The following is a 13,182-nucleotide window of genomic DNA, read 5'->3' on the forward strand; positions in this document are numbered from 1 at the left end:
GCACTCCGGTCAGGTCTTGCTGACGCTAACGTTCCACAGCACCGGACCAATCAGGTCCTGATACCCTTTCACGTTAGTTTTAATTGCCACCGCATCCGGCGCGGTGCGCCCCAGCACGATGACCGGCAGGTATTGCCAGAGCTGGACATTAAGCTGGTCCACCAGTCCCTTCGCGTCTTTCAGCGAGGGCGATTGTTTTATTGCATCCAGGGTTGCGTCGATTTCCGCACTGTTACTCAGGCCAGGAAATTTGGCTCGCGAGTCGAGGAATGGATATTGATGCAGCACCTGACGCATGGAAAACTCCAGCGCGCAGAGATCGAAATTTTTCGGATCCTGACGACGCTGAAGCACCGTTGGCCAGTCATAGACATCGAGGCGCGATTTCACGCCAATCTGCTTCAGGACCTGCTGGGCGACAATCGCCAGGTTATACAGTTCGGCATACTCTTTGGTGGCGATGATGACCACTTCTTCGCCTTTATAGCCGGAATCCTGTACCAGCTTACGCGCCTCGTCCAGCTTGCGCTGGTTCCAGTACGGTTTACCGGCGTCACTGTACCAGTCCACCTGATCCGGGAACCCCAGCGACGGATCTTCCTTAAAGAAGCGCGGATCGCTGTAGCCTGCCAATAGCGTCTGATGAACATCCAGCGCCAGGTTAAACGCCTGTCGCAGTTTTACGTTAGCAAACGGCCCCTGATGTTTATTAAACAAATAGGTAATCAGCGATCCGCCGCTTTGCGGCTGGAAGAGGGAGATTTCTGGCGCATTTTGCAACGTTTCAATATTGTCTTTCGGTAACTGAAAAACGAGATCGTATTCGCCGGTCATCGCTCCGGCCAGGCGGGTTGACTCGTCCGTAATATAGCGAAACCAGATATCCTTCACGTCCGCTTTTTTCTGCCCGGCAAGGCCGCTGGGTGCTTCACTGCGCGAAACGTATTGATCAAAGCGGGTCAGGTGCAGGTAATCCCCCTGCTTAAACGCCGCCAGCCGATAAGGCCCCGTTCCCACCAGCTCCGTCACCGGTTTTTTACTGCTGTTTGCCGCATCAATAATGCGTTTTGGCATAATAGCAGCAATATTTTTGACATCGGCCAGTACGTTCAGGGTAATTAGCGAGGGGGCAGGCAGCGTCAGGCTAACCGTTTTTGCATCCACTTTGACAAAGTGTACGCCGGGTAGATTGGCTTTTCCCTGAGTTGAGGTCGTCAACCAGCGGTTCATTGAAGCCACAACATCATCTGCCGTGAGTAACTGCCCGTCATGAAAGTGAATGCCTTCGCGCAGCACAAACGTATAGGTTTTGCGATCATCACTCAGGGTATAGCTCTGCACCAGCTCCGGTACGGGCTCGAATTTGGCGTTGATGGTGAACAGCGTTTCGAAAATATGCCGATCCACATCCGACGTAGCGTTATTAGTAGTAAGGTACGGATCCAGCGTGCCGGGACGGTTGCCATAGGCAATGTTCAGTACCGCGTTGCGATCCACACTTGCCGCCTGCACGGATCCCCAGGGTAATGTTGCCGCCAGCATGAGCGCGGCGGCAGAAAACAGCATTTTCATTATTATCGTGCTCCGGTTCGGATTTATGCGGCCTGCGTGGACGTCTTACGCCCGGCAAACTCAACTTTGATATTCTCTAACAACGCGGAGTCGGTCAGCAGGCGCAGGCCGGTACGCGCCAGCACCTGCGCGCCGGTAATCAGCGCCTCATAGCCCCTGATGGAATTAGCCGCTTCGCGAAATGCGACGGTATGACCAATCAGATCGTCAGGTCCAATTTTGATATAAGGATGGGCGGTCGGTACCGCATGACTGATATCCCCCGCGTCGGTCGAGCCTAATCCCGCCTTCTCATTGAGATCCACGAACTCGCCGGCGGCGGTGAATTCGTCCAGCAGCACCGCGTTGAGCGCATGATTAATGCGGAAGTCGCGCGGGCCAACTTGATGTTCTATTTTCACCGAGGTACCGGTTGCCAGCGCGGCGCCTTCTGCAATCGCACGCACACGAGGCTCCAGCGCCAGTACCTGCTCACGGGTGGCGGCGCGAATGTAAAAATGCCCGGAAGCGTATTCCGGGATCACGTTCGGCGCCTGACCGCCGTTGGTAATAATGCCGTGGATCCGCACGCCGTCAGGAAGCTGCTGGCGCAATACGCTGATACCGTTGTACAGCAGTACCAGCGCATCCAGCGCGTTGACGCCTTTATGCGGCGAGCTGCCCGCGTGAGAAGGTTTACCGTAAAAATGAAAATAGAGATGATTATTGGCAAGCGTCGGCCCGGTAAGACGCGTTTTTCCTGACGGATGCACCATCAGCGCTACATCAACTTCATCCAGGAATCCGTGCTCGACAAAGCGAGCTTTGACATTGCCGTTGATGCCGCCTTTGCCGCGCAGTCCGCCCTCCTCTGCTGGCGTTCCCAGGACCACTACGCTACCGCCGGTGCGATCCAGGGTTTCACTCAGCGCAATCGCTGCCGCAATGCTGGTCACGCCAATAATATTATGTCCGCACGCATGACCAATATCGATCAGTGCGTCGTACTCTGCCAGATAGGCCACCGTCGGCCCGGGCTTCGCGCCCCTTTTTACCGCGTAAAAAGCGGTTTCGTGCCCGGCCACGTTGGAGGTAACGGTAAATCCATGCCGCGTTAACAGCGTCGTTAAGATCTCATTGGCGTAATACTCGTTATTCCCGGTTTCCGGGTGCGCGTGGATATCTTTCGCAATCGCAATATAGTCGTCGCGGCGCTGATGAATACTCTGGTCTACACGATGTTGTAACTCGCTTGTGCTCATGGCTTTCACCTCACGTAGTAACGGTTGATTAGATCCCGCTAACGGGAATAACGAATTAGCTCAGATGACGTTTTGCCTCCTGACGAACGCGATGCAGCACGTGATGTTTGATCTCACCGTACTGTGGATGTTCAGCAAACGTTTCAATGTCGCGCTCGCGACCAAACGGCAGAATAATCTCCTCGACGATTTTTCCGGGACGGGCCGACATGATAAGGATCCGATCGGCAAGAAAGAGCGCTTCGTCGACATCATGCGTGACAAACAGCAGGGTTGTGTCCGTTTCCAGCCATGCGGTGTAGAGCAACTCCTGCATCATCAAACGCGTTTGCGCATCCAGCGCACCAAAAGGCTCATCCAGCAGCAGCACCTCCGGTCCCGGAAGCCAGGCCCGGGCCAGGGCCACACGCTGTTTCATGCCGCCGGAAAGCTGCCACGGCGCATGGTTTTCAAAGCCTTTAAGCCCGACGCGTGCCAGCCAGTCCATGGCCTGCGCATTGACCTCATGTTTATGATGTCGCCCCAGGCGCGGGCCGAAGGTGACGTTATCGAGAACCGACAGCCAGGGAAACAGCGTCGGCTGTTGAAAAATCATTCCCCGGCTCGGTCCCGGCCGCTGTACCCGTTCTCCTCCCGCCAGTACCTGCCCGCTGTCCGGGCGGGTAAATCCGGCGACCAGATTGAGGATGGTGGATTTACCGCAGCCAGACGGCCCCAGCAGGACCACAAATTCTCCTTTAGTCAGCGTTAATGAAACGTCTTCCAGTACATTCAGCGGCTGTGGCGTTGCCGCAAACGTTAACGATACATTTTCCAGTGCAATCGGGTGTGTCATCACTCTTTCCCCGCCCAGGGCACCAGCAGTCGTTGCAGCCCCAGGAGTAGTAAATCCAGCAGATAGCCAATACTGCCAAGCAGCAGTATGCCAAGCATGACAATGTCGGTACGCAGATAGGCGCTGGCATTAATTACCATCCAGCCAAGCCCTGAGCTGGCGGCAACCATTTCAGCGGCAATCAGCGAGGTCCAGCCAATGCCTATCGACAAGCGCACGGTCGTAAACAGATCCGGGAGCGTATCCGGCAGAACAACGCGCAGAAAAATCTGCCGCCGGCTTGCTCCCAGAGTCTGCGCCACGCGGATACGCGAACGGCCAATACGTTCTACCGCTGCGCTGGCGCCCACCACCACGCTGAGAAACGTGGCAATAAAAATCAGGAAAAACTTCGACGATTCGCCAATGCCCAGCCAGACGACGGCCAGCGGGATCAGCGCGATTTTCGGCAGCGGACGCAGAAACTGTACAAAAGGGTTAAGGACGGCGGACAGGCCTTCCGACATCCCCATCAGCAGCCCCAGTGGAATACCGATAATAATCGCCACGGAAAACGCACTGAGCGCCCGCGCCAGGCTGACCGCGATATGCTCCCACAGCGGCACCTGGCGATAGCCGTCCGCCAGCAGTTCTTCGGCGGTTAAACCGATGTCCGTCAGGGACGGCAGCAGCAGCGGATCCACCCATTGCTGTAGCGCGGCGATCTGCCAGAGGCTAAAAAAGATCGCCACCGACACCACGCTTATCGCGACATGCTGACCTAATTTCATTTTGCGGCGGCTTCCCGGATATAACGTGAATTGATGGCCGCATCCCAGTTGGCAGGGATATCACGCTTGCGGATTTCACCGATGCCGGCGAGGAAATTCGAGGTTTTGGTCAGCGCCTTGCCGATCCCGCTGTCCGTGGTCTGTGTACCGTCGCCCAGCCAGGCGACGGTTCCCTGCTCGCTCAGGGTCGGATACTCCAGCCCGCCCAGCGTATTGGCCGCCGTCGTCACTGGCGCACCAACTTCTTTGGCGACGATGCCCGCTGCGCGTTCAGGATCGCGTTTGAACTCGTCAACTTTTTGTTGATGCACGCGCAGGAAGGCACTGACCGCCTGCGGATATTTCTCCGCAAAGGCTTTACGCACCACGTAGTTGTTGTAAATCAGATACCCGTCTTTTTGCAGATCTTTGGTGGCAAACACCTGATGACCGCCGGAGGATTCCAGCTCCTGAGCAAACGGTGCCCAGACGTAACCTGCGTCAATATCGCCACGTTTCCACGCCGCCACCATTTCCGCCGGACGCAGCGGCAGCAGCGTTATTTTGCTACGGTCGAGTTTATTCACGCTAATTGCCGCTTCCAGCGCATATTGCGCGGTGGAATTTGGCGGATATGCCACGCGTTTCCCTTCGATATCCTTAATATTACGAATACCGTCTTTACCAATTAAACGTTCGTAACTGGCAATCACGCCTGAGACGCCAATAATTTCTACCGGTAATTTACGCACAATTCCGGCGGTCGCCGGGCTGGAGCCAAAATTCGCAATATCAATAGCGTCACTGGCGAAATAACTTAAAGCATCCGCGCCGGAGGCAAATTGCACCCATTTAACTTTACTGTTGAGTGCTTTATCCAGCGAGCCGTCCGCTTTCGCCAGCATTAATACCTGAGAGCCGCCGCTGTATGCAACCCGAACTTCGGGCGGCGTTTGTGCACTGCTGACGTTGGCCCACAAGCCTCCCGCTGCGAGTAATAAGCAGAAACTTTTTTTCATTTTTTATCCTTTGCGTAATTCAGTTACGTTAAATAAGAGGTGCGGTGATCCTGCCATAATGCGGAACATCGTCCGGCCAGTGCCCTTGCGGGATCAAAGGTCAGCGGTAAGAAAGGAGCGTTCACTGCCCGCAGAGCAACGGGAACCTCAGTGCAGGCAAGGATCAGATTTTGCGCTCCGCGCTCAAACAGGGCTTTTGCCTGCTGTAAAAAAGCAGCCCCCCCTTCTGCGAGTTCACCACGCTTTACCGCATAGCAGCCCGGCACGAACCAGGTATTAAGCTCAACCTCATCCGGTACCACTGCCGTAATGCCATGCTGTTGTAGTCCATGCTGATACCAGCCGGCCTCCAGAGTCCCTTTAGTGGCAATAATGCCGATACGCCGGGGGACGGGATCGTTTGCCGCTACCGTCGCGATTGTCGCGTCCACCATGTGGATGAGTGGCGCGCGGCTGGCGTTGCTTAACGCAGAGTACCAGTGGTGAGCCGTATTACAGGGGATGACAATATGGCTGGCGCCCGCCTGGTTGAGCTTCTCAATACCGTTTAATAGCTGAGGGAGTGGCGACGGTCCGCGACCTGCCAGCGCATCCTGCCGGTCCGCAATTTGCGGCACGTTCCAGACTACCGTTGGGATTTGCTCCTGATCGCGAGTGGCAGGCGTCAGGGCAAGCAGGGTCGACATAAAATCAACGGTGGCCAGCGGTCCCATTCCGCCCAGTACGCCCAGAAGGAACGGCGGCGTCGTCATTCAAAGACCTGACGATAGCCGAACAGCCCTGCTGCACCGCCGGTATGGATAAACACGACATTATCATCTTTACTGAAATGGCCTTTGCGGATCAGGTCGATAAGGCCGGCCATACCTTTACCGGAGTACACCGGGTCCAGTAAGATCCCTTCATGTTGCGCCAGCAGATGAAGCGCTTCCAGCATACCGTCTGTCGGCAGACCGTAGCCGTCACCCACGTAATCGCTGTTCGCCACCACCGCCTCACGCGGGAGATCGCCCGGTACGCCGAGCAGCTCACGAGTCCGGCTCGCCAGATTCCAGACGTTTTCTTCCTGTTTCTCTTTTGGCGCACGTACGCTGATCCCAAGCACCGGAACAGCGCTATAGGTCGCCGTAAATCCGGCTACCAGTCCGGCCTGCGTCCCGGTACTGCCGGTGGCGTGAACCACGTGATCGATGCGTAAACGCTGTTGTGAAGATTGATACAGCAACTCTTCGGCGCAGGCAACATAGCCAAGCGCGCCAATCGCATTAGAGCCGCCGCCGGGGATCACATACGGATTATGTCCCTGCTCGCGCAGTTCGGCGGCATAATCGTCCATCGCCTTCTGCATATCAGTTCCGCCCGGCAGATGGGCAACTATTTCGCCGCCGAGCAATCGGTCCAGCTGAACATTACCCGAGAGCTGATAATCCTCACCAAAGTCTGTCACCCGTTTTTCCAGCAGCACCTTCGCTTTCAGACCCAGTTTTGCGGCACCGGCAATCGTCTGACGCACGTGATTAGATTGCGTCGCGCCCTGGGTAATAATAACGTCGGCATTATTTTGCAGCGCATCGGCCAGCAGAAACTCCAGCTTACGGGTTTTATTCCCGCCGGTCGCCAGACCCGTCGCGTCATCGCGCTTGATCCATATTTTCGGACCGCCTAATAATTGCGTTAAATTAGTGAGCGGCTCTAATGGTGTGGGAAAATGGCCAAGGGATAGCCGGGGAAATCGGGCCAGATGCATAATTGCTCCTTTTAAATCACATTCTATTTAACGAGCGCTGTTTTCCGGCTCTACAAATATCGTGTGATTGACTATACACATCTGATTTCAGCCGCTAATAAACTATTAAAAATATCGATTCCCGGAATTGAGATAAGGACGTAATCAGGGGAGATAAAAGGCGTTTCTATAACGAAAGGGTATAGCATCAATGAAAAAAGAATAACCCTCTTCAGGTGAAGAGGGTTATTTAAGCGGATTATTCAACGGCGTTCTTTTTCGCTGCGCGTTTGGCTTTGGTGGCCGCCGCGATTTTTTGCGTTTTTGCCGACGGCTTTTTCGCCTTCTTCACGCTTTTGTTGGCATCTGCTTTTTCCGTTTTCTCAGTTTTCGGTTTACTTTTGCCTTTGCTACCACGGAATGCGCTATCCGGCTCGAAATTGACTTTCTTGCCGGTCTGGCGACGTCTGCCGGCATTTTTAGCCGGTGCGCCTTTTTTAGCTTTTTCACGCGCGGTTTTACCTTCATTACGCGGCGCGCGCTCGCTGGAGATCAGTGAGAAGTCGATCTTGCGTTCGTCCATATTTACCGCTTCGACGCGCACTTCTACCCGATCGCCAAGACGGTATGTCTGACCGCCAGATTCACCAATCAGACGCTGACCGACCTGGTCAAAACGGTAATAGTCATTATCCAGTGACGAGACGTGGACCAGACCATCAATAAACAGATCGCTCAGACGGACAAAGAAACCAAAACCGGTAACGCTGGCAATGACGCCCGGGAAGACGTTGCCCACCTGATCCAGCATAAAATCACACTTCAGCCAGTCGGAGACGTCGCGCGTCGCTTCATCGGCGCGGCGTTCAGCAATTGAACAGTGCTGCCCAAGCTGTAGCATCTCTTCCATGGAGTAGTGATACCCGCCGGTATCGGTACTGTTACCCTTATGCCCCTGCTCTTTCGCCAGCAGATATTTGATGGCCCGGTGCAACGACAGGTCAGGATAACGGCGAATAGGCGACGTAAAGTGAGCGTAAGAGGTCAGCGCCAGACCGAAGTGCCCGCGATTTTCAGGATCGTAAATCGCCTGTTTCATTGAGCGCAGCAGCATGGTTTGCAGCATTTCGGCATCCGGACGATCGGCAATCGATTCCAGCAGCGCCGCATAGTCGCGCGGTTCTGGCTTATTACCGCCCGGCAATTCCAGCCCCAGTTCTGCCAGAACGGAGCGATAGGAGGTGATTGCCTCGGTCGTCGGCTTATCGTGAATACGAAATAGCGCAGGCTCTTCGGCTTTTTCAACGAAGCGTGCCGCTGAGATGTTCGCCAGGATCATGCACTCTTCAATCAACTTATGGGCGTCATTGCGCTGGGTCTGCTCAATACGTTCGATGCGGCGTTCAGCATTAAAAATAAACTTAGCTTCTTCACTTTCAAAGGAGATCCCGCCGCGCTCATCACGCGCCACATCCAGCACTTTATACAGGTTATGCAGTTCTTCGATGTGTTTAACCAGCGGCGCATACTGCTCGCGCAGCTCCTGATCGCCCTGTAGCATATGCCAGACTTTGGTATAGGTCAGACGCGCATGAGAGCTCATCACCGCTTCGTAGAATTTAAAGCCGGTCAGACGACCCTTCGACGAAATGGTCATCTCACAGACCATACACAGGCGGTCAACCTGCGGGTTTAGCGAACACAGGCCGTTGGACAGCACCTCCGGCAGCATCGGGATCACCTGCGAGGGGAAGTAAACTGACGTGCCACGGTTACGGGCTTCCTGATCGAGCGGCGTAGGGGGACGAACGTAATAGCTGACGTCAGCAATGGCCACCCACAAACGCCAGCCGCCGCCGCGTTTTTTCTCGCAATAAACGGCATCATCAAAGTCGCGGGCATCTTCGCCATCAATGGTCACCAGCGGCAGGTTGCGCAGATCGACGCGGCCAACTTTGGCTTCTTCCGGCACCTGTTCTTTCAGGTGGGCTATTTGCTCTTCAACGGCCTGCGGCCAGATATACGGGATTTCATGGGTGCGCAGCGCCATATCAACGGCCATGCCGGTACCCATGTTATCGCCCAGCACTTCAACGATTTTACCCACGGCTTTGGTACGTCGGGTTGGACGCTGGGTCAGTTCGACCACTACCACAAAGCCCATGCGCGCGCCCATCACCTCTTCCGGCGGGATCAGGATGTCGAAGCTCAGACGGCTATCATCCGGGACCACAAAGCCTACGCCGGCATCGGTAAAGTAGCGGCCAACAATTTGACTGGTTTTCGGTACCAGCACGCGAACAATACGCGCTTCGCGACGACCTTTACGATCGGCACCCAGCGGCTGAGCCAGAACCTGATCGCCATGAATGCAGGTTTTCATCTGCTCGCTGGAGAGATAGAGATCGTCCTTACGTCCTTCAACGCGCAGGAAACCAAAGCCGTCGCGATGGCCAATGACAATGCCCTTAAGCAGGTCAAGACGTTCCGGCAGCGCGTAGCACTGACGGCGAGTGAAAACCAGCTGGCCGTCGCGCTCCATGGCGCGCAGGCGGCGACGCAGCGCTTCCGTCTGTTCTTCGCCTTCGATATTAAGTTCAACCGCCAGCTCTTCACGGTTGGCCGGTTTTTCACGTTTGGTCAGATGTTCGAGGATAAATTCCCGGCTCGGGATAGGGTTCGCGTATTTTTCTGCTTCGCGGTTCTGGAAAGGATCTTGTGACATAGCGGTTCCTCCGTCGTCAACGCTGGTGACAATAATAGTTACTCCACCAGTAATAATTTATAAAGCGGTTGATTTTCTTCAACCAAATCAGCCAGCGTGAGATTATCCAGTTCCCTGAGGAAGCTCTGCACGGCTTGTGAAAGCGCCTGTTTGAGGCGACAGGCTGGCGTAATGTGACAAAATGCGCTGTTACAGTTCACCAGCGTAAGCGGCTCAAGTTCACGCACAACATCACCGATACGAATAGTTTCAGCCGGTTTTCCCAGCCGAATACCGCCATTTTTTCCCCGCACGGCGGTGACATAGCCCGCCCGACTAAGCTGATTGATAATTTTGACCATGTGATTTCGGGATACCCCATACACGTCGGTAACCTCAGAAATGCTGGTCATGCGCCCGGTCGGTAGCGATGCCATATAGATTAGCGCACGCAGTCCGTAATCGGTAAAACTCGTTAACTGCACATCAACCTCAAAACAGGGGAAAATACGGATATTTATAATAGTGATGATAAACCAGCCAACCGTCAGGCCGCTAATTTATTTGTTCAGGGTAGGGGCAAAAGGCAGGAATTCAGGACGGGTTAAGCTTATCTGGCCTGCGCGTTTGGTCGCAGGCCAGTGGCTAAATCATTATGCGTCGAACGGATCGCGCAGGATCATGGTTTCAGTACGATCCGGACCGGTAGAGATGATATCAACCGGAACGCCCGTCAGTTCTTCAATGCGCTTGATGTAATCCAACGCGGTCTGCGGCAGACCATCACGGGTTTTCACACCAAACGTGGTTTCAGACCAGCCCGGCAGCGTTTCATAAATCGGCTCAATACCTTCCCAATTGTCGGCTGCCAGCGGCGTAACGGTCACTTCACGGCCATCCGGCATACGGTAGCCGACGCAGATTTTCACTTCTTTCAGACCGTCCAGCACGTCCAGCTTGGTCAGGCAGAAGCCGGACAGAGAGTTGATCTGCACCGCACGTTTTATGGCCACCACGTCCAGCCAGCCGGTACGACGACGACGACCGGTGGTTGCACCGTATTCGTTACCTTGTTTACACAGGAACTCGCCGGTGTCATCAAACAGTTCGGTCGGGAATGGACCTGCACCCACACGCGTGGAGTACGCTTTGATGATGCCGAGCACGTAATCTACATAGCGCGGACCCAGACCCGAGCCGGTGGCTACGCCGCCTGCGGTGGTGTTGGAAGAGGTGACGTACGGATAAGTCCCGTGGTCGATATCCAGCAGCGTACCCTGCGCACCTTCGAACATGACGAAATCGCCGCGCTGACGTGCCTGGTCCAGCAGGTCGGAGACATCAACAACCATTGCAGTAAGAATGTCGGCTACGGCCATAACATCGTCCAGCACTTTCTGGTAGTCAACAGCGTCTGCTTTATAGAAGTTCACCAGCTGGAAGTTGTGATATTCCATCACTTCTTTCAGTTTGTCGGCAAACGTGGCTTTGTCGAACAGATCGCCGACGCGCAGACCGCGACGAGCAACTTTATCTTCATAAGCCGGCCCGATACCACGACCGGTGGTACCGATAGCTTTCGCGCCGCGTGCTTTTTCACGCGCCACGTCCAGTGCGACGTGATAGTCGAGGATCAGCGGGCAGGCTTCAGAGAGCAACAGACGCTCACGAACCGGGATACCACGGTCTTCCAGCTCTTTCATCTCTTTCATTAACGCAGCAGGCGACAGCACCACGCCATTACCGATGATGCTGGTAACGTTATCGCGGAGAATACCTGATGGAATAAGATGAAGAACGGTTTTTTCACCGTTGATTACGAGAGTATGGCCTGCATTGTGACCGCCCTGATAGCGCACCACATATTTAGCCCGTTCAGTCAGAAGATCTACGATCTTGCCTTTACCTTCGTCACCCCATTGGGTGCCCAGAACGACGACGTTGTTACCCATTTTAAAATCACCGATTGCTTAAAAATGGATTCTACCACCGCTTTTTCAGAGTTACAGCACTTTTTAGCCGTAAAAAAAAGCAAACCCGCCCATTTTTTGATCAGCCAATCGTTTTCCTCAACATGTAGTAGATCACAAACCCGGCAACCACAAGTCCACCGCCAAAACGCCGTAAAATAGTATCGGGTAGCTGAGTCATTGCAGCAATCATTTTGCGCCATGCACGCGGATAAAGCATTGGTCCCAGTCCTTCAAGGACTAAAACCAGGGCAAGTGCCAGTAATATGGTGGAGTTCATATTTTCCCTGTAGAAAAAGAAAACCACCGTTCTCGCGAAGAGGAACGGTGGTTTTAATCAGCTCGTTGCTAATGCAATATTAACGCGTAGCGTTAGTCGGCGTCTTCATATAACGGAAGAAATCGCTATCCGGGCTGAGGACCATCACGTCCTGGTTGCTCTGGAAGCTGCTTTCATACGCACGCAGGCTACGAATGAAGGCATAGAAATCCGGATCCCGGCTAAACGCATCAGCAAACAGTTTTGCTGCTTCTGCATCGCCTTCACCGCGCATGATACGTCCCTGACGCTCGGCTTCTGCCAGCGTTTTGGTAACTTCATAATCCGCGGCTGCCTGGATTTTCTCTTTCTCTTCTTCACCCTGTGAACGGTGACGACGCGCTACCGCTTCACGCTCGGCGCGCATACGGTTATAAATCGCCTCAGATACTTCGGTCGGCAGGTTGATCTGCTTGATTCGCACATCGACAACTTCAATACCGAGGGCCGCCATACTGTTCGGGTTCACTACCGGCACTTTACCGTTAGTTTCCGCCGAAACGCGTTCTGCTGCCTTGGCAATTTCGTTATCTGCACCAGGCGTTGCCACTTCATCTTCTGCACCGGAAGAACCTGAGTTCAGGGCTTCGCGAACTTCAATGGTCAGACGACCACGGGAGTCAGTGACGATATCTTTAACGTCCAGACGACCAATCTCAGAACGCAGTCGGTCAGAGAATTTACGTTTCAGCAGCACTTCTGCCTGAGAAACGTCGCCACCGCCGGTTGCCAGGAAGTAACGGCTAAAGTCGCTGATCCGCCATTTGATATAGGAGTCAACAATCAGATCTTTCTTCTCTTTGGTGACAAAGCGATCTGCCTGGTTATCCATGGTCTGGATACGGGCGTCGAGCATTTTGACTGATTCAATGAACGGAACCTTAAAGTGCAGGCCCGGCTCAAAAACCAGCGGTTTGTTATCGTTGTCACGCAGTACTTTACCGAAGCGCATGGTAATCCCACGCTCACCTTCTTTCACCACAAACAATGAGGTGTAAAGCACTACCAGCACGATGATAATTATCGCAATAACAGACTTACGCATCG

12 protein-coding genes are annotated in these 13,182 nt (G+C 54.2%); all 12 read right to left on the reverse strand.

Features of this window, described 5'->3' with window-relative positions:
* Nucleotides 1–9: 9 nt before the first annotated feature.
* The 12 genes from AC791_RS02955 to hflC all read right to left on the reverse strand — a co-directional run bounded on the left by AC791_RS02955 (nucleotide 10) and on the right by hflC (nucleotide 13,180).
* The gene (locus tag AC791_RS02955; protein ID WP_049838989.1) at nucleotides 10–1,572 is read right to left on the reverse strand and encodes an ABC transporter substrate-binding protein; all 1,563 of its coding nucleotides are present in this window, start codon (nucleotides 1,570–1,572) and stop codon (nucleotides 10–12) included.
* 23 nt (nucleotides 1,573–1,595) lie between these two features.
* Nucleotides 1,596–2,813 carry a M20 family metallopeptidase gene (locus AC791_RS02960; RefSeq protein ID WP_049838990.1) on the reverse strand — a complete coding sequence of 406 codons (1,218 nt, stop codon included), beginning with the start codon at nucleotides 2,811–2,813 and terminating at the stop codon, nucleotides 1,596–1,598.
* A 55-nt stretch (nucleotides 2,814–2,868) separates the two neighbouring features.
* Nucleotides 2,869–3,648, reverse strand: a complete 780-nt coding sequence (locus AC791_RS02965; protein WP_049838991.1) for an ABC transporter ATP-binding protein — start codon at nucleotides 3,646–3,648, stop codon at nucleotides 2,869–2,871.
* Nucleotides 3,648–4,418 (reverse strand): ABC transporter permease, encoded by a 771-nt coding sequence (locus AC791_RS02970; protein WP_049838992.1) that lies wholly within the window; start codon nucleotides 4,416–4,418, stop codon nucleotides 3,648–3,650. The genes AC791_RS02965 and AC791_RS02970 overlap by 1 nt, the downstream gene beginning before the upstream one ends.
* The gene (locus tag AC791_RS02975; protein WP_077264587.1) at nucleotides 4,415–5,416 is read right to left on the reverse strand and encodes a glycine betaine ABC transporter substrate-binding protein; all 1,002 of its coding nucleotides are present in this window, start codon (nucleotides 5,414–5,416) and stop codon (nucleotides 4,415–4,417) included. Before AC791_RS02975 ends, AC791_RS02970 begins: the two co-directional genes overlap by 4 nt.
* A gap of 23 nt (nucleotides 5,417–5,439) precedes the next feature.
* Nucleotides 5,440–6,168: an aspartate/glutamate racemase family protein gene (locus tag AC791_RS02980; RefSeq protein WP_049838993.1), complete on the reverse strand. Its 729-nt coding sequence runs from the start codon at nucleotides 6,166–6,168 to the stop codon at nucleotides 5,440–5,442.
* Nucleotides 6,165–7,163, reverse strand: a complete 999-nt coding sequence (locus AC791_RS02985; RefSeq protein WP_049838994.1) for a D-cysteine desulfhydrase — start codon at nucleotides 7,161–7,163, stop codon at nucleotides 6,165–6,167. The genes AC791_RS02980 and AC791_RS02985 overlap by 4 nt, the downstream gene beginning before the upstream one ends.
* Before the next feature lie 238 nt (nucleotides 7,164–7,401).
* Nucleotides 7,402–9,867, reverse strand: coding sequence for a ribonuclease R (rnr, locus tag AC791_RS02990; RefSeq protein WP_049838995.1), 2,466 nt, complete (start codon nucleotides 9,865–9,867; stop codon nucleotides 7,402–7,404).
* Nucleotides 9,868–9,905: 38 nt separating this feature from the next.
* Complete coding sequence (nsrR, locus tag AC791_RS02995) at nucleotides 9,906–10,331, reverse strand: nitric oxide-sensing transcriptional repressor NsrR (RefSeq protein ID WP_049838996.1); 426 nt, start codon at nucleotides 10,329–10,331, stop codon at nucleotides 9,906–9,908.
* A 168-nt stretch (nucleotides 10,332–10,499) separates the two neighbouring features.
* Nucleotides 10,500–11,798 (reverse strand): adenylosuccinate synthase, encoded by a 1,299-nt coding sequence (locus tag AC791_RS03000; RefSeq protein WP_049838997.1) that lies wholly within the window; start codon nucleotides 11,796–11,798, stop codon nucleotides 10,500–10,502.
* 100 nt (nucleotides 11,799–11,898) lie between these two features.
* A complete protein-coding gene (locus AC791_RS03005) occupies nucleotides 11,899–12,096 on the reverse strand; it encodes a DUF2065 domain-containing protein (protein ID WP_049838998.1) in 198 nt (65 codons plus the stop codon).
* A gap of 79 nt (nucleotides 12,097–12,175) precedes the next feature.
* The gene (gene hflC, locus AC791_RS03010) at nucleotides 12,176–13,180 is read right to left on the reverse strand and encodes a protease modulator HflC (RefSeq protein WP_049838999.1); all 1,005 of its coding nucleotides are present in this window, start codon (nucleotides 13,178–13,180) and stop codon (nucleotides 12,176–12,178) included.
* Nucleotides 13,181–13,182 lie beyond the last annotated feature (2 nt).

Origin of the sequence: Klebsiella sp. RIT-PI-d (assembly GCF_001187865.1) — a bacterium.
GTDB lineage: Bacteria > Pseudomonadota > Gammaproteobacteria > Enterobacterales > Enterobacteriaceae > Superficieibacter.